We start from the raw sequence: 21654 nt of genomic DNA on the forward strand, positions 1-21654 counted from the left end.
AGCGCATGCCCCGCGGTCGTTCAGGGCGCGCCGTTCACTTCGATGATGTTCCAATCGGGATCGAGCAGGTAGGCCTGCGGGAAGCCCGCGACGCCATCGCGGACGAGCAGCCGCTTGGGGTCGCCTTCGACGGCATCCTCGCGAAATCCCTTCGCGATCAGCTGGCGGATCGAGCCCTCGAAATCATCCATTCGAAAGGCGAAATGGGTATCGGCGCTGTCGATGGTCGCCGTTTTCCGGAACGTTCCATTGGGGTTGAGGATGATGTGGACTTGAAGCGCGCCGCAAGCGAACCAGGCACCGGAAGTCGAGAAAGGCGGCCGCTCGATCCGCCGGAGACCGAAGACGTCGCTGTAGAAAGCGATGGACCGCGGGAGATCCGCGGTGACGATGGAAACGTGATGCAGCATCATCGGTATACCCCCGGATCGGTGGCGGCACATGCGCAACCGCAAGCACCCGAGAGTAAGGCCGGCAACCCGCTGTGACAAGCCGGCGATGGCGAGCCTTGGCCGCCTGGGGTTGCGAAGGCCACGCCGAGAAACCGCGCCGCGGCCGCCGATCGTCAGCAGATCGGCTTGTCCGTCAGTGAGCGGCGTCTTCCGCGCCTTCGGCGAGCAGCCCGAACACGAAGTCGGCAAACGACCGCCAGCATTCGACGCGGAACGTATCGTCTTCCGTCCGGAACAGGACGATCTCGGCCTTGCCGAAAAGCGTGCGCGTGCAGCCACCGACCGGGAAGGCGCCGAGCGACAGATCCTGCGGGCAGCCTGCCGAAATCGTCGCTTCGGCGCCGGGGCCGGATACGACGATCGCGACATTGCGGTGGGAAACGTCCGTTGCCGAATGCAGCACGCCGCTCTTGGCCAGCGCCGTCATCGGGTCGCCGCCGGTCTCGTCGATGACCAGCCATTCGTCCGGTCCGAGCCAGAGAACCGAACGGCCATCCTTGCGGCCGGAGGTCTTGGGAGTAGCCGGGATCGTCACGCCGAGAGCGGAGGAAAGAGCCTTGAGCGAGCCCTCCGGAGCACGAAGCGCCACGCGGCTTGCGTTTGGCGCAGGCGTCAGCCTTACGCTGGCAGAACCGCCGTGGCGGCCGGAAAGAGCAGATTTGCGAACCGCCGTGTCAGCCATTGATGCGGCCTCCTTCCTTGTCAAAGAACACCATGTCAGTCACCTCGACTGCAATCGTCTTGTCGGGCATCGGCACGAAGAGCGTTTGGCCCATCCTGGCCCGTCCACCCGCAACCACCGCAAACGCAATCGACTTGCCGAGGTTTTCCGACCAGTAGGATGAAGTCACATGCCCCAGCATGGTCATCGGCTTCGGCTCGTTCGGATTGGCGACGATTTGCGCGCCCTCCTCGAGCACCAGCTGCGGATCCTTGGTGACGAGGCCGACGAGTTGCTTGCGGCCTTCCTTGACGAGATCGGGACGCTTCAGCCCGCGAATGCCGACGAAATCGGTCTTCTTCTTGGAAACCGCCCATGAAAGACCGGCATCGTCAGGCGTCACCGTTCCGTCGGTATCCTGGCCGACAATGATGTAGCCCTTCTCGGCGCGAAGGACGTGCATCGTTTCCGTGCCGTAGACGCAGGCGCCGAGCGGCTCGGCATTGGCCCAGACCGCTTCCAGAACCGACTGGCCGTAATCGGCGGGCACGTTGATTTCAAACCCGACCTCGCCGGTGAACGATACGCGGAACAGACGCGCCGGCACGCCCATGACCGTGCACTCGGCAACGCTCATATGCGGGAAGGCCTCGTTCGAAATGTTGACGCCGTCCACCAGGGGCGCGACGATCTCGCGCGCCTTCGGACCCTGCACCGCAATGACCGCCCACTGCTCGGTGACCGATGTCAGCCAGACGTTGAGGTGCGGGAATTCCGTCTGCAGATAGTCTTCCATGTGGTTCAGAACGCGCGGCGCGCCGCCGGTCGTCGTCGTCACGTGGAAACGATCGTCGCTGAGGCGCCCAACGACGCCGTCGTCATAGACGAAGCCGTCTTCGCGGGTCATGATGCCGTAGCGGCACTTGCCGGGCTTCAGCGTGTCCCAGGCGTTGGTGTACATCAGGTTCATGAACTCGGCGGCGTCAGGGCCGACGATCTCGATCTTGCCGAGCGTCGAGGCATCGAACACGCCGGCGACATCGCGCGCCGTCTTGCATTCGCGCGCAACCGCCTGGTGCATCGTTTCGCCTGCACGCGGATAGAACCATGCACGCTTCCAGTTGCCGACATCCTCGAATACCGCGCCGTGGGCTTCCTCCCATTGGTGCAGCGGCGTCTTGCGCGTCGGGTCGAACAGCTCGCCGCGCGAATGTGCGATCAGGGTGCCGTAGGTCACCGGCGTATACGGCGCGCGGAAGGTGGTGAGCCCGACCTGCGGGATTTCCTTGCCCAGCATCTCGGCCGCGATCGCCAACCCATGCATGTTGGAGAGTTTGCCCTGGTCGGATGCCATGCCGTTGGTGGTGAAGCGCTTGATGTGCTCGATCGAGTGCATTCCCTCGCGCACCGCAAGGCGGATATCCTTGGCGCAGACGTCATGCTGGAAATCGATAAACGCCTTGGCGCTTGCCTCGGGACCGGCCCCCTCGGCGGCGCCGATCATGCCGCCCGTCCATTGATGCGCCTGTTCTGCGGAAAGGCTGATCTTGCCGCTGGCGGACTTGCCGGCCGCCTGGGCCATGAGCTCGCCGGCAGCCAGCGATTCCTCGATCGTCTGCTGCAGGTCGTCCGTGCCGTTGCAGGCCCCGACCGAAAGGCAATCCTGCGCGTAGGTGCCGGGCAGGAAGCGTTGGGTTTCCGGCTCGAAGGCAACCTTGCCTCGCGACTGCGAGAAAAGGTGCACCGATGGCGTCCAGCCGGCCGAAACCAGCAAGGCATCGACCGCGATCTTGCGCGGCGAGCCGCCGCCGTTGCGGGCGACCGTCATCGTGGAGATACGCAGCTTGCCGGAGGTGTTGACCACCGACTGGCCGGCGAGAACGTCGATGCCGAGCAAACGGGCTTCCGCCAGAACGGCGGCGCCCGGCGTCTGGCGGCAATCGACGATCGCCGCAATCTCGACACCGGCGCGCTTCAGGTCGAAAGCTGCTTCGTAAGCCGAGTCATGCGCCGTGTAGACGCCGACCTTCTGACCCACGGCAACACCGTACTGGTTGAGATACATGCGCGCGGCCGACGCAAGCATGATGCCCGGACGGTCGTTGTTCGGAAACACCATATGGCGCTCGATCGCACCATTGGCGAGGATGACGCGCTTGGCGCGCAACTGCCACAGGCGCTCGCGCGGAAGGTGGCGACCGGGGTTTGCAATATGATCGGTGACGCGTTCCACGAGACCGACAAAGTTGTGGTTGTAATAACCGAAAGCCGTCGTGCGGGTCAGGACCTGCACATTCTCCATGGCCTTGAGCGCGGCGACGGTCTTCTGCGCCCATTCGTAGCCATCGATCCCGTCGATCCTGACGCCGCTGTCGAAGCGGAGCGCTCCGCCTGCGTCCGCCTGCTCGTCGCAGAGAACAACCTTGGCACCGGCCTGTGCCGCCGCAAGGGCCGCCGAAAGGCCGGCAACGCCGGCGCCGACCACCAGCACGTCGCAATGAGCGTAGCGGCCGGCATAGTGATCCGGATCGGCTTCCGTCGGCGCGACGCCGAGACCGGCCGCACGGCGGATCATCGGCTCGTAAATGTGCTTCCATGCCGCTTTCGGCCACATGAAGGTCTTGTAGTAGAAGCCGGCCGCAAAGAATGGCGACATCAGGTTGTTGATGGCGCCGATATCGAAGGCGAGCGACGGGAACCGGTTCTGCGACTGCACGATCATGCCGTCGAAGACCTCCTGCACCGTCGCGCGCACGTTCGGCTGCCTGCGGGCGCTGTCGCGGGCAACGTCGATCAGCGCGTTCGGCTCTTCGGCGCCGGCCGAAAGAATGCCGCGCGGGCGGTGATACTTGAACGAGCGGCCGACCAGATGGATGTTGTTGGCGATCAGCGCCGAAGCGACGGTGTCGCCTTCCAGCGCCGTATAGCTCTTCCCGTCGAAGGTGAAGCGCGCCGTTCTGGCGGGCGTCAGGCGACCCTTGCCCGGTATACGGTTCGTGCCGCTCATGATGCTTCTCCCTCCGTCGCTTCATAGGTTTCGACGGGAGCATGCGGAACGGACGCCGCACCGATCTCGGGCTTTGGCTCGCCTGCCTTGTAGGTCACGATGAACTTGTCGCTGATGGTGTCGCGGGCCGCATTGAAGAAGCGGCCGCAGCCGTGCTGGTGGCGCCAGCGTTCGAAGATCAGCCCCTTCGGGTTGTCGCGCAGGAAGAAATACTGCTCGAATTCCTCGTCGGAAACCGTGGCGATGTTCTGTGGGCGCGCAATATGGGCGTCGCCGGCACCGCGGAACTCGAGTTCCGAGCGCTCTTCCTGACAGTATGGGCAATAGATCAGAAGCATGATGTCCTCGTGTCAGTGCGCGACAGCGGCGGCGGCGGCTTCGTCGATCAGGCGTCCGGTGCGGAAGCGATCGAGCGTCAGCCCTGCATTGAACTTGTGCGCCTCATCGCGAGCCATCAGATGCGCGAAGAGGTTTGCCGAACCCGGCGTCGCCTTGAAGCCGCCGGTGCCCCAGCCGCAGTTGACGTAGAGTCCCGGCACCGGTGTCTTCGACTGGATTGCCGAACGGTCCGGCGTATTGTCGACGATTCCACCCCACTGACGCATCATCTTGACGCGGCGGAACATCGGGAACAATTCGCAGATGGCATCGAGCGTATGCGTGATGATCTGCAGGCCGCCGGTCTGGCTGTAGGAATTGTACTGGTCGGTGCCCGCGCCGATCACCAGTTCGCCCTTGTCGGACTGCGAGATATAGGCGTGCACCGTGTTCGACATGACCACGCAGGGGAAGATCGGCTTCAGCGGTTCGGAAACCAGCGCCTGCAGCGGGCTCGATTGCAGCGGCACGCGCACATCGGCCATCTTCATGATGGTCGTCGTATGGCCCGCGGCCGATACGCCGATCTTCTTGGCGCCGATGAAGCCGCGATTGGTCTCGACGCCCGTGACGCGCCCATCAGGGCCGCGGCGGATGCCGGTCACTTCACAGTTCTGGATGATGTGAACGCCGCGATCCGACGCCGCACGGGCATATCCCCAGGCAACCGCATCGTGACGCGCCGTGCCGCCGCGACGCTGCAGGGCAGCACCGTTGATCGGGTAGCGGGCGCTGGCGGAGATATCGAGCGGCGGACAATAGGCCTTGGCCTGCTCCGGTGTCAGCCATTCGTTGTCGATGCCGTAGAGCCGGTTTGCGTGGATATGGCGCTTAAAGGACTGCTGATCGTGAACGTTGTGAGACAACATCATCACGCCGCGCGGCGAGTACATCACATTGTAGTTGAGATCCTGAGACAGGTTCTCCCAGAGCTTCATCGAATGCTCGTAGATGTGCATGCTCTCTTCGTAGAGATAGTTCGAGCGGATGATGGTCGTGTTGCGGCCCGTGTTGCCGCCGCCGAGCCAGCCTTTTTCCAGGACGGCGACATTGGTGATGCCGTGCTCCTTGGCGAGGTAGTAGGCAGCACCAAGACCATGCCCGCCGCCGCCGATGATGATGACGTCGTATTCGGCGCGAGGTTCCGGCGAAGTCCATTGCCTTTCCCAGCCCTTGTGACCCCTCAGAGCCTCCCGTGCCACGGCAAAAACCGAGTATCTGCGCATCCGCCTTCATCTCCTTCGGGGGAACGATCCCGTGTCGTCGGCCATACAAATCGCAAATCCAAAAGCGGCACAACGTTTCTTTTGCGACGTGAATGGGCTTTTGTTTTGACACCGTGCGAGATCGGTCGCGCCACGCGCGTCATTTTCACGCAATGTTGGAAGAGCATCGACAATGGCGAGGGAACCGGATGCGCATACTGCTGGCGGAAGATGAGACCGAGCTTGCTGCCATTCTGATGACGGCACTGCGGAGCTATGACCTGATCATCGATCATGTCGCAACGCTTGCCGACGGTAGCGAGGCCCTCAAGCTGACCAGGTATGACGCGCTGCTGCTGGATCGCAGCCTGCCCGACGGCGACGGACTGACGCTTCTTGGCATTGCCCGCACCACCGGCAACGCCAGCACGCCCGCCATCATGCTGACGGCACGCAGCGACCTGAAGGACAGGATAGAAGGACTGGACAGGGGCGCCGACGACTATCTGGCCAAGCCCTTTGCCGTCGAGGAATTGATGGCGCGCCTGCGTGCGGTGCTCCGCCGTCCGGGGACGGTTGATGCCACCCCGTTGCGCCTCGGCATTCTCTCGTTCGATGTGCTCAATCGCGAAGCCAGCCTTTCCGGCGAGCCGATTCCCATGCCGCGCCGCGAACTTCTTGTCCTCGAGGCCCTGATGCGGCGCAGCGGGCGAACGGTGGAACGCTCCACGCTGGAAAACGCCGTCTATGGAATGGACGACGAGATTCAGTCGAACGCGCTCGACACGCACGTCTCCCGCCTCCGCCGCAGGCTCGACGCGGCAAAAGCAGGGGTCGAAATCCATGCCATCCGCGGCATTGGTTACCTGCTCAGGCAAGCCCGGCAATGAAGCGGCAATTTCCATCTCTGAAGTGGCGCCTGATCCGCCGCCTGTTTGCGCTGCAGGCGCTGACGATCCTCTCGCTTGGCGCCGCCTTCGTTCTCGGTCTCTGGAGCCTGGGCTTTGTGGGGATCGTCGCACCGGGCGAAGATTCCATCGCCAGTGTCGCATCCGCCGTCACCCGGACGGACGACGGCGGCATCGTCGTCACTGAAACCAGCGAGCTCGCGGAGGAGCGCGCGGCACCCGGTTTCTGGTTCGTTATCCGGGACAGGAACGGCCGCGTTGCGACGGAGGGACCTGTACCGGCCGAATTCATGACGATTGCGGCACTGGGCAGCGGGATCGCCGAAGCCCGCTTCAATGGGGATGAAAGCCGGCCAGATGCGGTTGGCGCCAGAATGCAGGTCGTCGACGGCAAGGACGGACCGCTGACGATCATTGTCGGTCGCCGCGGGATACTGCCGCCGACGCTTCTGTTGCTGACGTTGACAGCGTTTGCATCGAGTGCGGTTTTCCCGGCCATTCTGTTGACGGGTTTGATCACGCTCGCGGTGACGCCTTTCATCATGCGCGGGATCACCCGCGATCTCGAGACTGTTGCGGCAGCGGCCGGACGCATCGACGCGGAACACCGCGACTATCGGCTGCCGTTCGACGCCGTTCCGGCGGAAATCGCACCGCTGGTGATTGCCATGAACGAGACCCTGGCGCGGTTGGAGCAAGCCTACCACAGGCAGAAACGCTTCATGCTCGCTGCAGCACACGAGTTGCGAACCCCCATCGCGATCCTGCAGGCGCGAATAGAAACGATGGTAAAGAACGAGGTATCCGGGCGGCTCCTGGAAGACGTTGCCCGCCTTGCGACGCTGGCGGAACAGCTTCTCGATCTGCAAAGGCTGAACAACGAACCGGAACAGCTCAAGCCGCTGGATCTGGTGGCTGTCGCAAGGCGCCAGGTCGCAGACCTCGCGCCGCTGATCGTTGCCGCGGGCTACGAGACGGATTTCCAGATTGCTTCCCTGCCGAAGGCGATCCTCGCGGACGCCTCTTCAATCGAGCGCGCTCTTGCCAACCTCGTGCAAAATGCCGTCAGGCATGGCGGGAGAACAGGGACGATCACCATACGTGTTCAGGCGCCGGCACAGATTTCCGTCGTCGACAACGGTCCGGGCATCGCTGCGGCAGACCGCGAACGGATATTCGAGCCGTTCCAGCGCCTCGTTTCCGATCGCAACGGCATCGGGCTTGGCCTCCACCTCGTCCGCGACATTGTCGAATTTCACGGGGGGCGCGTGTGGGTCAGCGACTCGCCCGGCGGCGGCGCAAGCTTCAACATGAGTTTCCCCACCACATAGACCGGCTGCGTCTGAAAAGCGCAATGCTAACATCATTTGACGTCCTCAGGATGGCTTCACAAGACCTTCCTGGAGATACCGCTCATGCACCCTTCCGTCACCTCTGCTTTTCTCAAGGCCCTGCTCGCGGCTCCGCGAACGGTTGGCGCGATCGCACCGTCGGGAAGGCAGCTCGCCCGGCTGATGACCAGCGAGATAGATCCCGGAGGTGGACGCGTTCTCGAACTCGGACCCGGAACCGGTATCTTCACAAGAGCGCTGCTCGCACGCGGCGTGTCGCCGGCGAATCTGACGCTGATCGAAATTGAAAAGAGCTTTGTCGCACTGCTTCGGCGCCGATTTCCGCAGATCACCGTGCTCCAGCACGATGCCCGCCGTTTGCCGGAGCTCGGCTGCGAGGGTTTCAGTTCGGTCGTCAGCGGCTTGCCGCTACGCAACATGAGCCAGGAGACCGTTCACGCAATCATGGCCGGCGCCTTTTCCCTGATGCCTCCCAGTGGCACCTTCTATCAGTTCACCTATGGTCATAGATGCTCGGTTCCGGACCCGGTCCTTCGATCGCTCGGTTTGCGGGTTGCCAGTCTGGGGCGCATCCGGCTCAACCTGCCGCCTGCTACCGTGTTCAGGTTTTCGCGATGAGGCGAGCGCGGGCCCGCCGCCAACGGAAAGACTCTCGCCGGAAGCTGCCGTTCGGAAAATAGTCGCGGCGTTTTGATCCGCGCCAACGCGCAGAAAAGCGTCCCCGCCGGAAGGCGGGACGCTTGCTGTCGTGTGATGACAAAGTGGAAAATCGAGCTTTGCACGTCCCGGCGGACGTGCGACCCCCTAGGACGAGGAAGCCGACTTGGACGCCGCCCGCCGTTTTTTGGCAGGGGCGGCGGCCGGTGGCGCTTCGGCCGCCTGCTGCAAGCGCAGGGCCTTCAGCTTTTCCGTTTTCTTTTCGCGAGCGGCGGCCTCGGCAGACACGATTGCTCTCGCAGTCGTATCGGTCGCCGCCGCTTTATCGCGTGATGAGAGCTTGGCCGGATTGAAGAATTCGCTTTTTGAAGTCATCTGCACTCTCTCTATCTAGACGAAGCCTGCCGGATGGGCAGATCAGCGTGCCGGACGCACAGCCTTCTTCGGGGCCGGCAGAAGACCTTCGCGCTGAAGCTTCTTCCGCGCGAGCTTGCGCTGGCGGCGGACTGCTTCGGCCTTTTCGCGAACGCGCTTCTCAGACGGCTTTTCATAAGCGCTGCGCGCCTTGAATTCGCGGAAGAGACCTTCGCGCTGCATCTTCTTCTTCAGGACGCGAAGCGCCTGATCGACATTGTTATCCCTGACGAGAACCTGCAAACTCTTTCCTTTCATGCGGCAATCGTGATTGCCAGTTAGACGGCGAAGCCAGAAATTACTTCCTGACCTTGATGCTGGAAGACTTCAGCCAGGAGCCAGTCTCCGCACTCGCCACGGTTTCAATGTTTGGCACCGAAGATGCCGACTGAATAACGTCGATGTCGCTTTCGACGATCCGACGTTCAAAATTTTCGGTCTCGAAGCGGACCCGGTATTGCGCACGACTGCCGTCGAACGGAAGAACGCCGGCGATCGTGCATGTTCTTCCGGCTGTGTCCGTGCGGACGAATCCGTCCTTCAGGACTATTTTGTCTCCGACAGCGAATCTGGGAGTGCGTGCCATAATGTTCTCACCGAGTCATCGTCGTGATTCTTGAAAAGCATAAAAGGCCGGGTGTAACCCCGACCTCTTCCGTCATTGCCCGCAGCCGCCAGTACATCCGTGGTCGGCCAAGGCGAATGACAATTACGCGGCGCGCAGATTGTCTGCAGAGTTCTTGCCGGACTTCTGATCGCGCACGAGGTCGTAGCTAATCTTCTGACCGTCGGCCAGACCGCGCATGCCAGCGCGCTCAACCGCCGAAATGTGAACGAAAACGTCAGCAGCGCCGTCGTCCGGCTGAATGAAGCCGAAGCCTTTGGTGCTGTTGAACCACTTTACGGTACCTGAATTCATAACGATCGCCTTTCAATGGTCGTTAGTACCCGGCGAGGATTCGCTGGGTTTGATCGATTTTGAGAGGAGATCTGACGGAGCGATTTGGCTCTTTGACAAAGGTCACAAGCAATGGTCGATGGGCCTACTATAGAGCAAATGGCGGCCGATGCAAGGAACGAACCCGAATTAGGGGCTTCGACACCGTGGTTGGCAGCGTCCTGCATGCAAACGATCAGGCCGGCAGCTGCGCCTCGAAACGGCCGCCGAAAGCGTCCGGACCGGGCCATCCCGGATTTTTCCCTCCAAATCCGCCGCTCCATATGGACTTATGCGCCATGATCTGTTATCCCGCACCCAATCGCAAGGCCACAGCCGCGCGAATAGAATATTTTTGCCTCTGGCGCCATGCTGATGCAGGCCGCAACCAAACCAAAGGAACGTGACTCTCGTGCAGGTACTTGTCCGCGATAATAATGTTGACCAGGCTCTCCGCGCTCTCAAGAAGAAGATGCAGCGCGAAGGCATCTTCCGCGAAATGAAGATGCGCGACTACTACGAGAAGCCTTCGGAAAAGCGCGCTCGCGAAAAAGCCGAAGCCGTTCGTCGCGTTCGCAAGTTGGCTCGCAAGCGGGCACAGCGCGAAGGCGGCGTTGCAGCGCGCTAAGTGTCGCTGTCGTTATTTCGACGTTTTCAAATGTATGTTGGCGGGGGCGATTATGTCGCCACCGCTTTTTTAATTTGCTGTTGAAGCTTGCCCGTCCCTCGCCGGACCGGCTGCACTGGGGGAAAACGAGCCCGCATGGCTGATTTCATGTCGAATACCCGTTCCTTGCGTTTGCCGAAGATTGCCGCTCTGCCGGCATTGGCTGTCGTCACCGCACTCGGCCTGGCCGGCTGCACGACCAACAACACCTCGGATGCCGTTATCAGCATCGACAAGGCGCAGGGTTCGCAGGAAAATATCGCCTCGCTGACCTCGGTTATCAATGCCAACCCGAGAGATCCCGAAGGCTATAACGTACGCGGTTCGGCCTATGGGCGCGGCGGCGATTTCCGCCAGGCGCTGAATGACTTCAACACGGCGCTGCAGATCAATCCGAAGTTCTACCAGGCCTATGCCAACCGCGCGCTGGTCTACCGCAACATGGGGCAGCAGCAGCAGGCTATCCAGGACTACAACGCAGCGCTGCAGATCAATCCGAACTACGACGTGGCGCTCATCGGCCGCGGCAACGTCTACCGCGCCGCCGGCCAGGACGACGCCGCCTTCAACGATTTCAACAAGGCGATCCAGCTCGGGACGACCGACGGCCGCGCCTACCACAATCGTGGCCTGATCTATCAAAAGCGCAATCAGCAGGATAAGGCGATCGACGACTTCTCGAAGGCGATCTCGCTCTCTCCGAATTCGCCCGAGCCCTACAACGGCCGCGGCATCTCCTACATTGCGCTCAACGACGACGACAACGCGTTTGCCGATTTCAACCATGCGATCGAGCTCAACGGCAATGTCGCCGAATCCTGGGCCAACCAGGCGCTTGTCTACGAGCGCAAGGGCGACAAGCAGAAGGCTGCCCGCTCCTACCGTCACGCAATCGGCCTGGATGCGAAGTACCAGCCGGCGAAAGATGGACTTTCGCGCGTAGGCGTTCCAACCGCCGGCTAACGACAGGCAGATCGGGGCGGCAAGGATGACAACCAAACAGCATGTGGTCGTCGTCGGCTCGGGGATCGTCGGCGCTTCGATCGCCTGGCATCTGGCTCGCCAGGGTGCAAGCGTCACCGTCGTCGCCGAAAACAGCGGCGGTGTCGCCACGCCCTGTTCCTTTGCCTGGATCAATGCCAGCTGGGGCAATCCGAAATTCTACTTTCATTTCCGCCGTCGCTCGATGGGCGAATGGAGAAGGCTGGCCGGGGAACTGCCGGGCCTGCCGCTATCCTGGAACGGCAGCATCGGCTGGGACCTGCCGCCGGACCGGCTGGAGGCTTTCGCTGCAGAGCACGGCAGCTGGGGTTACGGAATAGAGCGCATCGGCCGCGAACAGATCAGTGTCCGCGAGCCTTATCTGAAGATCGTCCCCGAGCTTGCGCTTTCGGTTGCCGAGGAAGGCGCCGTCGAGCCGGTCGCGGCCGCCCGCCTGATGCTCGCGGATGCCGAGGCACGTGGTGCAAAATCCGTGACCGCGGCGGTCAGCGGACTGATCCGGAGCGGCGACCGGATCTCCGGCGTCGTCACGTCCGCCGGCATGATCGAGGCCGATCATGTTGTCCTGGCATGCGGCGCCGGCAGCCCGCCGCTGGCCGCTTCCATCGGCATCGTACTCCCCATCGAAACGCCGCCGGGCCTCATCGTCCATTCCCGGCCTTGCGAAAAACGCCTGAACGGCCTGGTCATGTCACCCGAGCTGCACATGCGCCAGACGGCGGAGGGCCGCATTGTCGCCGGTGGTGATTTCGGTGGGGCCGAGCCCGGGGCAGACCAGCAGGCGACGGCATCTGCACTCTTCGCCAAGCTGCGAGAAAGCCTGACCGACGGCCAGTCGCTTGCGATGGACTTCTTCACGGTCGGATACCGCCCGACCCCTAAGGACGGCCTGCCCATCATCGGCAACGCCTGCGACGGGCTTTATATCGCCGTCATGCACTCCGGGATAACCTTGGCACCGCTTGCGGGGCTACTCGCGTCAAGCGAGATTCTGGGCGGCAATGAGGACGCTGTTCTCGCGCCATACAGGCTTTCCAGATTCGGCTGAACATCTTCGCCACAGAAGCCCGTTAAATGCCGGCGAGGTGTTTTAGCAGGTTGCAAGGATTCGGACCTGTCCCTAACATGCGACTGCTTCGATAGCAGGCTATCGGCAGGATGAGGGTGCATTGAGGGCAATCGCGGTGATCCAATTCTTTGCTTTCGAGCTCGCAGGAGCAGAGGGCGCAAGCGTTTGCGCCTCCGGCACGGCGAGAATGCGCCGATGAAGATGTCCGCACGGATCTTTCCCAAGGCATCGATCGGCACCTATCTGATCGCCATGGCATTGGCGACCTCGCTGCCGATATTTGCGCTGGTCGCGTTGCTGCTCGGGCAGCTGGAGGACAACCAGCGCTCGATCCTGAGGCGGGAAACGGCACAGGACGCCACAGCCCTCGCCCGGTCCGTCGACCGCCAGCTGCAGGACATGGCCACAACTTTGAGGTTGCTGTCGACCTCGCCGGAACTCGAGAGCAACGACTTCGCCGCCTTTCACACCCGCACCGAAACCGCACTGCGCGCAAATACGCTTTTCGTCATCGCCGTGGACGCGAGCGGTCAGCAGCTGCTGAACACACGCGTCGACTACGGCACGACCCTTGGCCGGACCACCAACATGGCGGCCGTGAAAGCGGCGATCGCTTCGGGACGCATCGAGGCGTCCGACGTGTTTCAGGGCCGAACCAGCGGCGAATGGGTCTATAACGTCACCATGCCCTTGCAGCTCGGTCGCGTTGCTGCGCTGATCATCACCCAGAATGCCAAGGACCTTGCAAAACTTGTCTCGACGGAAGGCCTTCCCGCCGGCTGGTCCGCCGCAATCGTCGATCAGGGCGGCCACGTGGTCGCCTCGGCAGGCGCGAGCAGCATCGGCTTCGGCCAGCCGTTCGACCCGCGCATCCTGCCGTCGTTGATCGAATCGAGTGGCGTCTACGAAAACCGCGCCGTGTTGCCGAATACCATGCTCGGCTACGCCCAGATTCCGGGCTGGTCCTGGAAGGCAGTCATATGGGGACCTGTCGCCAGCGCCCAGGCCTCGATCCTCACGACCTGGCGCTTCCTGATCATCGGCGGCATCGCCCTCCTGTCCGTGGCGATCCTGGCGGCCTATGCCGTCGCCCGTCAGGTCAGAACCACCATACGATCCATTGCCGACATGGCGAACCGGTTGGGTCGGGGCCACATCGTAGCGCCGATCGACACCAGCGTGATCGAGGCGAACCAGGTCGCCGTCGCGCTTTCCAATGCCTCCTTTGACCGCAGCCAGACGGAAGACCGGCTGCATTTCGTCATGAACGAGCTTGTCCATCGCACCAAGAACCTGCTGGCCCTCGCCCAGGCAATGATGCGTCAGCTGGCGAAGCAGGCCGGGACCGTCGAGGAGTTCCAGGCAGCGGTCGCCGATCGCCTCGACGGCCTGTCGCGCTCGATCGAGCTTTTGACCAGCGAGCAATGGGCTGGCGCATCGCTTCGGCGCGTGATCGATATCCACCTTCAGGCCTTCCCCCAGGCCGCCCAGCAGATCGACATCATCGGCAAGGATTTCATGCTGAAGCCCGAAGCCGTCCAGAACCTCGGTCTCACCCTGCATGAGCTTGCCACCAATTCGATCAAGTACGGTGCACTCTCGGTGCCGCAGGGACGTGTCCGGCTTTACTGGCAGAACTTCCAGGAAGGCGATCGCAGCGAAGAAATGCTGCGCGTCACATGGGAAGAGCAGAACGGACCGCCGGTTAAAACCCCGGAGCGGTCTGGCTTCGGCACTACGGTCATCAAGAACCACGCAGCGGCCGCCTTCAGCGGCAGTGTGCAGGTTGATTTTTTGCCGCGGGGCCTGCGCTGGGAACTGACGGCACCACGCCGGGCACTCGAACGCACGGCATCGACGTCCGGCACGGCCTGACAGAGATCTCGCGGGCTTCGCCTGCGATGACCATTGCCCTGCAGGGCATGAAAAAAGGGCGCGGTGTCCGCGCCCTCAATCTGGTCGAAGCCTCAAGCTCGGCGATGCCTCAATGGTTGATCGCCTTGTTGATTTCTTCGGTCACCTTTTTGGCGTCGCCGAGCAGCATCATCGTGCCGTCCTTGTAGAACAGCGTGTTGTCGATGCCGGCGTAACCGGAGCCGAGCGAACGCTTGACGAAGATGCAGGTCTTGGCCTTGTCGACGTCGAGGATCGGCATGCCGTAGATCGGCGAGGTCTTGTCGTCGCGCGCCGCCGGATTGGTGACATCGTTGGCGCCGATGACGTAGGCAACGTCAGCCTGGGCGAATTCCGAGTTGATGTCCTCGAGTTCGAAGACTTCGTCATAGGGAACGTTGGCTTCGGCGAGCAGCACGTTCATGTGGCCCGGCATGCGGCCTGCCACCGGGTGGATCGCGTATTTCACCTCGACGCCGTTCTTCTTCAGATTGTCTGCGAGTTCACGAAGGGCGTGCTGTGCCTGCGCCACCGCCATGCCGTAGCCCGGCACGATGATGACCTTGGACGCGTTCGCCATCAGGTATCCCGCGTCCTCTGCCGAGCCGAGCTTCACAGTCCTGTCGGAGGTGTCGGTGGCGCCGGACGACGTCTCGCCGCCAAAGCCGCCGAGAATGACTGACACGAAAGAGCGGTTCATGCCCTTGCACATGATGTACGAGAGAATCGCGCCCGACGAGCCGACCAGCGCGCCGGTGATGATCAGCGCCAGATTGCCGAGCGTGAAGCCGATACCGGCGGCTGCCCATCCAGAATAGGAGTTCAGCATCGACACGACGACAGGCATGTCGGCGCCGCCGATCGGAACGATCAGGAGGACGCCGAGCGCCAGCGAAAGCACGACGATTGCCCAGAAGTCGAAATGGCTTTCCGAAGCCCCCAATCCGACGATGAAGAACACGATCAGCGCCAGCAACACTGCGTTGATCAGGTGCCGGAACGGCAGCATGATGGGCTTGCCCGACATGCGTCCGTCGAGTTTCAGGAAGGCGATGATCGAACCGGTGAAGGTCAGCGCACCGATCGCCGCGCCAAGCGCCAATTCGATGCGCGCTTCGGTGTGGATTTCCCCGATGTTGCCGATGCCGAAGGAGGCCGGTGTATAGAGTGCCGAGGCGGCGACGAGGACAGCGGCAAGGCCGACCAGCGAGTGGAAGCCGGCCACGAGCTGCGGCATCGAGGTCATCGGAATAACGCGAGCGATATAGGCGCCCGCGCCGCCGCCGATCGAGAGACCGAGAACGATGAGCACAAGACCGCCGAAGGACGGGGTGGCAAGCGTCAGCGTTGTGAGGATGGCAATCCCCATGCCGGCCATGCCGTAGAGATTGCCCTTGCGGCTCGTCGCCGGGTGGGAAAGCCCACGTAGCGCCAGGATGAAGAGCACGCCGGAGACGAGATAGAGAAAAGCTGCGATACTGGTCATGCGATTCTCACTTGTCCTTCTTCTTGTACATCGCCAGCATTCGCTGGGTGACAAGGAAGCCGCCGAAGATGTTCACCGACACGAGGACGAGCGCGACGAAGCCGAAGCCGGTCGCCAGCCCGCTCGTCGAGATGCCGACCGCAAGCAGCGCGCCGACGACGATGACGGATGAAATTGCGTTGGTCACGGCCATCAGCGGCGTATGCAGCGCCGGCGTCACCGACCAGACGACGTAGTAGCCGACGAAGATCGCCAGCACGAAGATCGCGAACTGGAAGACGAAGGGGTCGATCACGCCACCGGTCGCAGCACTCGCCACTTCGGGTGCGTTGGCAGCAGCCGAGGCAACCGCGCTCACGGCCTGGTTCAGCTGATCAAGCGCCCGGTCCATTTGGTCTGTAGCCATTACTTGTCCCCCTTCTTCGCGCCGCCGAATGCCGGGTGCACGACATCGCCCGCATGGGTCAGCATGGTCGCCTTGATCAGTTCGTCCTCGAGATTGAGGACGATCGCCTTCGATTCCTTGTCGATCATGGTCTCGAGGAAGGTGACGAGGTTCTTGGCGTAGAGCGCCGAGGCGCTGGCCGCGATGCGCCCTGCCATGTTGGCAAAGCCGATCACCCGGACGCCATCGACATCGGCAACCTTGCCCGGCTTGACGCCCTCGATATTGCCGCCGCGCTCAACCGCGAGATCGACCGCGACCGCACCCGGCTTCATCGATTTCAGCATGTCGCGCGAGACGAGCTTTGGCGCCGGGCGTCCTGGAATGAGCGCCGTGGTGATGACGATATCCTGCTTGGCGATGTGCTCGGCGACGAGCGCTGCCTGCTTGGCCCGGTATTCCGCAGACATTTCCTTGGCATAGCCGCCTGCCGTCTCTGCCGCCTTGAACTCTTCGTCCTCGACGGCGATGAACTTTGCGCCGAGCGAAGCGACCTGCTCCTTGGCAGCGGGACGAACATCGGTAGCCGACACCGCCGCACCGAGGCGCCGTGCGGTGGCGATCGCCTGCAGGCCGGCAACGCCCGCCCCCATGACGAACACCTTGGCGGCCGGAACGGTACCGGCGGCCGTCATCATCATCGGCATGGCACGGTCATAGACCGCTGCCGCCTCGATGACCGCCTGATAGCCGGCAAGATTGGCCTGCGACGACAGAACGTCCATCGACTGCGCCCGCGTGATGCGCGGCATCAGTTCCATGGCGAACGTGGAGAGACCGGCTTTCGCCATTCCCGCGATCGCCTCGTCGTTGCCATAGGGATCCATGATGGCGATGACCACGGCGCCGCGCTTGTAGCCGCCGATTTCCACTTCGGTAGGGCGTCGCACCTTGAGAACGACATCGGCGGATGCCGCCTCTCCCGCCGACCCGATCAGAGCCCCGACGGCCTCGTAATCGCTGTCGGGTATCCTGGAAAGCTTGCCCGCGCCCGCCTCGACGACAACGTCGAGCCCGAGGCCCTTGATCTTCTTTACGGTTTCAGGAGACGCGGAAACACGCGTCTCGTCCCCCGTGGTTTCCTTGGCCACGAAAATAATATTGCCCAACCGCCCCCTCCTCCGGGTCAGCAAGACCGCAGCAGGTCTCCCTGCTCAGCTCAAGCGTCATTAAAAAGTTTTTTTGAAAACTTGCCTCTCTCCCCTGCGGCGCTTAGCGCAGCAGGGCGATACCGGCGATAAATACGATCAGAAGGACGACAAGGCCGCCGAGGAAGCCCGCACCGGCGAAGAAACCAGCCGTCATGCCGAGCAACAGGGCTACGAGAAACAGCGTCCCGTATTTCGTGGCCGAGAGGAACATGTTGTAGGTGTTCTCGTGTTCCTTGTAGTCCATCGGCGCGCCGACTTCGGCAGGTCCGGTGTGATGTTCGGCCATGATATCGTCTCCCTCAAAAATCCTGGCCTGCATGATGGTGCGGCCACGCGACTGGCATGCTTCCCTCGGTCCCACGAGGAAAATTCCCTTGAGAGGCCATACACAAAGCGCGAAGAAAGCGCAATGCATGAGAATGCCGCAGGCGAGCGGCCTTCTCGTGCAATTCAGCGCATTGGATCAAAGCGGCAGATCGGTTCCGAATTCACCCTCCGGCACGAAGCGTGCAGTCGGAATGATGGTGAGCGGCGGCAAGGTATCGTCCGGCTTGCGGGAGAACATCAGGCGCTGTTCGCTGGCGCTGGAGATGAAGAACGGATAGCGCGTCAACAGCTTGCGGCCGACTTCGATCACATTCGTCGCCATGAGCGTCATGTCGATGCCGTAGTTCTTCGCCAGTCGGCCCGGAACGATCGTATCGGCATAGAAGACCCGCTTGTAGAACGCAGCGTGCGGCGGGCGGCAGAACTGAAGAACGCGGTCGGCACGGAAATACGCCGCCGCGACGATGCTCGGCCTCAGCGTCAGGTACGGAAGCCACGGCAGATCGACGGTCAGTTCCGGATCGGCGGCGAAACGCGCCGGATCGATCAGCGTAAGCCCGGCATCCAGGAGCGCATCCATCGCCTCGGGAAACGCACCGGCGGACTGACTGACCCGATGCTCGGGTGTTACATAATGGAGCCGTATCGTACTGACGAGTTCCCCATAATAGTACAGGCCGAAGACATGGGCATGGCTGTCGAAATCGCTGGCGTCCAAGAGGCCTTTCGGTGCGAGCGCCAACGTGTCGCGGGCCTTGTAAGCCTTGTAGCGCAGCCGTTCTATCTCGACCATGTCCTCGTTGCTTTCGATGCGCCGATACTCGACATGGTCCAGAATTTCGAGAAGCTTATTGCTGAAATCGCTTGTCGTCACAGGAGTACTCACAACGTTGCTCCGCTCGTCAGTTAACGAAGCATTAATCATATGAAAACGGGGTGCGGAGCAAGGAACTAAGACAATTTGCGTTATATTTGAATTATTAAGGTTAACGGCACCTCGTCCGCGGCTAGGGAGAGCAGGCGGTCAGGTCGATGTGATTGTGGAGGATCAGGCGACCCTGGGCCGGCGTTTCGACGACGCGCGGCGGCTCAGGTTCTGGGACAGGATCGTGATGTTCTGCGATGGGACCGGCTGCGAGAACACATAGCCCTGGACGAGATCGGCACTGCGGTGCTTGTTGAGAACCGCGAGCTGTTCCTGCGTTTCAACGYCCTCGACGACGATCTTCAGACCGAGTTCGCGAGCAAGATTGACGGTCCCGCGCAAGAGCTTCAGGCGCCGCGAATCCTCGACGATGTTGCGCACGAAGGACCGGTCGATCTTGACGATGTCGAGCGGCAGCGTATCGAGATAGCTGAGACTGGAGAAGCCGGTGCCGAAATCGTCGATGGCAATGGTGATGCCGCGCGAACGCAATTCGGCAAGGATCGTCCGGACGGCGGCCGGCTCGTCGATGAGGCAGCTTTCGGTGACTTCCAGATGGAGCCGGCGCGCGTCCAGTCCCGAATGCGCAAGCGCCTCCAGGACGACGGACAGGATATCGGCATCGCGCAGGTCGCGCGCGGAGAGATTGACTGAAACGCCGATATGCTCCGGCCAGGTCACGCAATCGCTGCAGGCCTTGAAGAGGATGAACCGGGTGATATCGGAGATGATGCCCATGTCTTCGGCAAGCCGGATGAAAACATCCGGCGGGATGGAACCCTTCTCGGGATGCACCCAGCGGGCCAGCGCCTCGGCGCATTCGATGGATGAGCCGTCCGCCTTGAACATCGGCTGGTAGGCGACGCCGAGGCTCTGGTTGTCGACAGCCTCGCGCAGATCAGCCTTCAGCTTCTGCTGCTCGATGTAGCGTCCGTCCATCTCGCGTTCGAAGCCGGTAATCCCGCCGCGCAGCCGCGACTTGCTTTCGAAGAGCGCAAGATCCGCCTTGATGCTCCACTCGTCCATCGCGAAGGCGTCGCTTTCGAGGATGGCGTAACCGGCGCTCAAAGATACGAGGAACTTGACCTCGTCGGCCTCGTAGTTGCCTTGGAGATCGGCATGCACGCGGCGGATCTCGGCCTCGAGCACATCGACGTCTTTGGCATGCTGGAAGAACAGGATGAACTGGTCGCCCATCAGCCTGCCGACGATGGCCTTGCCCGAAACGTCCTTGACCTGGGCGGCAATCGCGCACAGCAGATGATCGCCGGTGATGTGGCCGCGCATGTCGTTGACGTGTTTGAACTCGTCGATATCGAGCACCATGAAGCCGAGCGGTCCGCGTTTCTTCGGGTTCCTGTCGAGATACTCCTGCACGAGGTGGCCGAAATACTGCCGGTTCGGCAAGCCCGTCAGCGCATCGAAACGCACCATGTGCAGGATCTTCTGCTCCGCCTTCACGCGGCTTGACACGTCTTCGAAGATCAGCACCGCACCACCGTCGGCGCGGCGGCTGGCCGAAAACTCGAGCGACAGATCCTCGGGGAAATGAATGAGCGTGCGCGACAGCTTGCCTTCGGCAACATGCGTCATCTGACGAAGGATAAGCTCCGGCTGCGTCGAATCCATGAAGCTGTAACGTGCCCCGTAGCGCAGCACGGCGCCGAGATCGCGCTCCTTCAGCCGCTCAGGATCGCCGATCTTCAGGAGCTCGCAGGCCTTGCGGTTAATCACCTGGATCCGGTTTTCCGGATCGACCATGACCAGGCCATGCGGCATGTTGTTGAGAGCAGTATCGAAACGGTCGGCGATCGACGTGATTTCCCTGCGCGCAATGACATTCTCGTACAAGAACTCACGCACGCCGTTCGCCATGGCCCGCGTGGTCAGCCAGAAGGGAATGAGGAAAATCGACAGAATGCCGCGATAGAAATCCAGCGCCATCAGGCTGCAGATGATCATCGGCAGGCAGCAGGAAAACGTCTGCAGGTCGACGGCAATGCGCGACCCATAGTTGCGGCCGACGACGGAGACCATGGTCGCCATGGTGACTGAAATACAGGCAAGCTCCGCGAAGGAATCGCGCAGGATGAAGATCGCGTAGCCGCTGGCAAAGCCGAGAAGGGTGGTCGTACAGGCGGCACCGGCAACCAGGATCCGCTCCCAGCGCTCTATTCCGGCGCGCGACAGCGTCTCCTTGTCCACGCGATCGAACTGCCGGAAGATGGCCATGCGGGCACAGAACACCGCGGAAATGGCAATAGACAGAAGGACATAAAGGAAAGACTGCGTTTTGGCTGCGACAGCGAGGAAAGTGGCCACATGCACGATGACGCCAGCCAAAAGCGTCATGCGGTTCCCGGAAAGAGAACTTACAAACGACAGATACACATCAGTGGGGACCCTATCCGGGCTATGTGGCTTCATCCATACTTTCCCTGTGCGGCGAAACCATACCGCCAACCCTTTAAAATTTGATTTCGGGTAAACCACGGATTTTGTGGAATTTTTTGAAACCATAACGCGAATATCGTAGTATTATAAGAAATTTGCGCATCTTAAAGGGGATGTTTTGTCCCGATCCGGGCATGGTACTGTGCCGCGATGAATATCGGGCAGCAAGTCGACCCCGCGCGCTCCTCGCCGGTGAATAAAGGCCTCCTCCAACTTTGGGGGCATTTCCTTCCAACCTGAAAATCCCTAGTCTGACCACTACCA

Annotated in this window: 21 protein-coding genes; 7 read left to right on the forward strand and 14 right to left on the reverse strand. The window is 61.8% G+C overall.

The window, feature by feature from the left end; translation table 11 throughout:
- Positions 1-20: 20 nt before the first annotated feature.
- The 5 genes from ASC97_RS26975 to ASC97_RS26995 form a co-directional block, all read right to left on the reverse strand.
- The gene (locus ASC97_RS26975; RefSeq protein ID WP_057471407.1) at positions 21-413 is read right to left on the reverse strand and encodes a VOC family protein; all 393 of its coding nucleotides are present in this window, start codon (positions 411-413) and stop codon (positions 21-23) included.
- Between the two features lie 172 nt (positions 414-585).
- The gene (locus tag ASC97_RS26980; protein WP_057471408.1) at positions 586-1134 is read right to left on the reverse strand and encodes a sarcosine oxidase subunit gamma; all 549 of its coding nucleotides are present in this window, start codon (positions 1132-1134) and stop codon (positions 586-588) included.
- Positions 1127-4120, reverse strand: a complete 2994-nt coding sequence (locus ASC97_RS26985; protein WP_057471409.1) for a sarcosine oxidase subunit alpha — start codon at positions 4118-4120, stop codon at positions 1127-1129. The genes ASC97_RS26980 and ASC97_RS26985 overlap by 8 nt, the downstream gene beginning before the upstream one ends.
- A complete protein-coding gene (locus tag ASC97_RS26990; RefSeq protein ID WP_057471410.1) occupies positions 4117-4458 on the reverse strand; it encodes a sarcosine oxidase subunit delta in 342 nt (113 codons plus the stop codon). Before ASC97_RS26990 ends, ASC97_RS26985 begins: the two co-directional genes overlap by 4 nt.
- Before the next feature lie 12 nt (positions 4459-4470).
- Positions 4471-5724 (reverse strand): sarcosine oxidase subunit beta family protein, encoded by a 1254-nt coding sequence (locus tag ASC97_RS26995; protein WP_057471411.1) that lies wholly within the window; start codon positions 5722-5724, stop codon positions 4471-4473.
- A gap of 188 nt (positions 5725-5912) precedes the next feature.
- Between ASC97_RS26995 and ASC97_RS27000 the strand changes: the two genes are divergently transcribed.
- From ASC97_RS27000 to ASC97_RS27010, 3 genes are all read left to right on the forward strand, one after another.
- Entirely contained in the window at positions 5913-6593 is a 681-nt protein-coding gene (locus ASC97_RS27000; protein ID WP_057471412.1) for a response regulator transcription factor, read from the forward strand.
- The gene (locus ASC97_RS27005) at positions 6590-7942 is read left to right on the forward strand and encodes a sensor histidine kinase (RefSeq protein ID WP_057471413.1); all 1353 of its coding nucleotides are present in this window, start codon (positions 6590-6592) and stop codon (positions 7940-7942) included. Before ASC97_RS27000 ends, ASC97_RS27005 begins: the two co-directional genes overlap by 4 nt.
- An 84-nt stretch (positions 7943-8026) precedes the next feature.
- Positions 8027-8581 carry a class I SAM-dependent methyltransferase gene (locus tag ASC97_RS27010; RefSeq protein ID WP_057471414.1) on the forward strand — a complete coding sequence of 185 codons (555 nt, stop codon included), beginning with the start codon at positions 8027-8029 and terminating at the stop codon, positions 8579-8581.
- Between the two features lie 186 nt (positions 8582-8767).
- Here ASC97_RS27010 and ASC97_RS27015 read toward each other — a convergent pair whose 3' ends face one another.
- From ASC97_RS27015 to ASC97_RS27030, 3 genes are all read right to left on the reverse strand, one after another.
- Positions 8768-8995, reverse strand: a complete 228-nt coding sequence (locus ASC97_RS27015; RefSeq protein ID WP_037069613.1) for a hypothetical protein — start codon at positions 8993-8995, stop codon at positions 8768-8770.
- A gap of 42 nt (positions 8996-9037) precedes the next feature.
- Entirely contained in the window at positions 9038-9277 is a 240-nt protein-coding gene (gene rpsU, locus ASC97_RS27020; protein WP_007527643.1) for a 30S ribosomal protein S21, read from the reverse strand.
- Between the two features lie 466 nt (positions 9278-9743).
- On the reverse strand, positions 9744-9953 hold the full coding sequence (locus ASC97_RS27030; RefSeq protein WP_037069619.1) for a cold-shock protein: 210 nt from the start codon (positions 9951-9953) through the stop codon (positions 9744-9746).
- A gap of 430 nt (positions 9954-10383) precedes the next feature.
- Between ASC97_RS27030 and rpsU (ASC97_RS27035) the strand changes: the two genes are divergently transcribed.
- From rpsU (ASC97_RS27035) to ASC97_RS27050, 4 genes are all read left to right on the forward strand, one after another.
- Positions 10384-10599, forward strand: a complete 216-nt coding sequence (gene rpsU / locus ASC97_RS27035) for a 30S ribosomal protein S21 (RefSeq protein ID WP_057471415.1) — start codon at positions 10384-10386, stop codon at positions 10597-10599.
- A 135-nt stretch (positions 10600-10734) separates the two neighbouring features.
- Complete coding sequence (locus tag ASC97_RS27040) at positions 10735-11601, forward strand: tetratricopeptide repeat protein (protein ID WP_057471416.1); 867 nt, start codon at positions 10735-10737, stop codon at positions 11599-11601.
- Positions 11602-11626: 25 nt separating this feature from the next.
- Entirely contained in the window at positions 11627-12688 is a 1062-nt protein-coding gene (locus ASC97_RS27045; protein ID WP_057471417.1) for an NAD(P)/FAD-dependent oxidoreductase, read from the forward strand.
- Between the two features lie 216 nt (positions 12689-12904).
- Positions 12905-14584 carry a sensor histidine kinase gene (locus ASC97_RS27050; protein WP_057471418.1) on the forward strand — a complete coding sequence of 560 codons (1680 nt, stop codon included), beginning with the start codon at positions 12905-12907 and terminating at the stop codon, positions 14582-14584.
- A gap of 109 nt (positions 14585-14693) precedes the next feature.
- Here the strand turns inward: ASC97_RS27050 and ASC97_RS27055 are convergent, their stop codons facing one another.
- From ASC97_RS27055 to ASC97_RS27080, 6 genes are all read right to left on the reverse strand, one after another.
- On the reverse strand, positions 14694-16088 hold the full coding sequence (locus ASC97_RS27055) for an NAD(P)(+) transhydrogenase (Re/Si-specific) subunit beta (RefSeq protein WP_057471419.1): 1395 nt from the start codon (positions 16086-16088) through the stop codon (positions 14694-14696).
- Between the two features lie 7 nt (positions 16089-16095).
- Positions 16096-16494 carry a proton-translocating transhydrogenase family protein gene (locus ASC97_RS27060; RefSeq protein ID WP_057471420.1) on the reverse strand — a complete coding sequence of 133 codons (399 nt, stop codon included), beginning with the start codon at positions 16492-16494 and terminating at the stop codon, positions 16096-16098.
- Entirely contained in the window at positions 16494-17642 is a 1149-nt protein-coding gene (locus ASC97_RS27065) for a Re/Si-specific NAD(P)(+) transhydrogenase subunit alpha (RefSeq protein ID WP_057471421.1), read from the reverse strand. Before ASC97_RS27065 ends, ASC97_RS27060 begins: the two co-directional genes overlap by 1 nt.
- A 103-nt stretch (positions 17643-17745) precedes the next feature.
- Positions 17746-17970 (reverse strand): aa3-type cytochrome c oxidase subunit IV, encoded by a 225-nt coding sequence (locus ASC97_RS27070; RefSeq protein WP_057471555.1) that lies wholly within the window; start codon positions 17968-17970, stop codon positions 17746-17748.
- Between the two features lie 177 nt (positions 17971-18147).
- Positions 18148-18846, reverse strand: coding sequence for an N-acyl amino acid synthase FeeM domain-containing protein (locus tag ASC97_RS27075; protein WP_443216787.1), 699 nt, complete (start codon positions 18844-18846; stop codon positions 18148-18150).
- A 213-nt stretch (positions 18847-19059) separates the two neighbouring features.
- Positions 19060-21363, reverse strand: coding sequence for a putative bifunctional diguanylate cyclase/phosphodiesterase (locus ASC97_RS27080; RefSeq protein ID WP_057471423.1), 2304 nt, complete (start codon positions 21361-21363; stop codon positions 19060-19062).
- Between the last annotated feature and the right edge of the window lie 291 nt (positions 21364-21654).

Origin of the sequence: Rhizobium sp. Root1203, from assembly GCF_001424945.1 — a bacterium.
GTDB lineage: Bacteria > Pseudomonadota > Alphaproteobacteria > Rhizobiales > Rhizobiaceae > Rhizobium.

Bases quoted from the DNA above. Each gene is read 5' to 3' on its own strand.
- ASC97_RS27030 (WP_037069619.1), bottom strand. From the start codon at position 9,953: ATGAATTCAGGTACCGTAAAGTGGTTCAACAGCACCAAAGGCTTCGGC.
- ASC97_RS27005 (WP_057471413.1), top strand. From the start codon at position 6,590: ATGAAGCGGCAATTTCCATCTCTGAAGTGGCGCCTGATCCGCCGCCTG.
- ASC97_RS27000 (WP_057471412.1), top strand. From the start codon at position 5,913: ATGCGCATACTGCTGGCGGAAGATGAGACCGAGCTTGCTGCCATTCTG.
- ASC97_RS27055 (WP_057471419.1), bottom strand. From the start codon at position 16,088: ATGACCAGTATCGCAGCTTTTCTCTATCTCGTCTCCGGCGTGCTCTTC.
- ASC97_RS27060 (WP_057471420.1), bottom strand. From the start codon at position 16,494: ATGGCTACAGACCAAATGGACCGGGCGCTTGATCAGCTGAACCAGGCC.
- ASC97_RS26980 (WP_057471408.1), bottom strand. From the start codon at position 1,134: ATGGCTGACACGGCGGTTCGCAAATCTGCTCTTTCCGGCCGCCACGGC.
- ASC97_RS26990 (WP_057471410.1), bottom strand. From the start codon at position 4,458: ATGCTTCTGATCTATTGCCCATACTGTCAGGAAGAGCGCTCGGAACTC.
- ASC97_RS27050 (WP_057471418.1), top strand. From the start codon at position 12,905: ATGAAGATGTCCGCACGGATCTTTCCCAAGGCATCGATCGGCACCTAT.
- ASC97_RS27015 (WP_037069613.1), bottom strand. From the start codon at position 8,995: ATGACTTCAAAAAGCGAATTCTTCAATCCGGCCAAGCTCTCATCACGC.
- ASC97_RS27040 (WP_057471416.1), top strand. From the start codon at position 10,735: ATGGCTGATTTCATGTCGAATACCCGTTCCTTGCGTTTGCCGAAGATT.
- ASC97_RS26985 (WP_057471409.1), bottom strand. From the start codon at position 4,120: ATGAGCGGCACGAACCGTATACCGGGCAAGGGTCGCCTGACGCCCGCC.
- ASC97_RS26995 (WP_057471411.1), bottom strand. From the start codon at position 5,724: ATGCGCAGATACTCGGTTTTTGCCGTGGCACGGGAGGCTCTGAGGGGT.
- ASC97_RS27010 (WP_057471414.1), top strand. From the start codon at position 8,027: ATGCACCCTTCCGTCACCTCTGCTTTTCTCAAGGCCCTGCTCGCGGCT.
- ASC97_RS27070 (WP_057471555.1), bottom strand. From the start codon at position 17,970: ATGGCCGAACATCACACCGGACCTGCCGAAGTCGGCGCGCCGATGGAC.
- ASC97_RS27045 (WP_057471417.1), top strand. From the start codon at position 11,627: ATGACAACCAAACAGCATGTGGTCGTCGTCGGCTCGGGGATCGTCGGC.
- ASC97_RS26975 (WP_057471407.1), bottom strand. From the start codon at position 413: ATGATGCTGCATCACGTTTCCATCGTCACCGCGGATCTCCCGCGGTCC.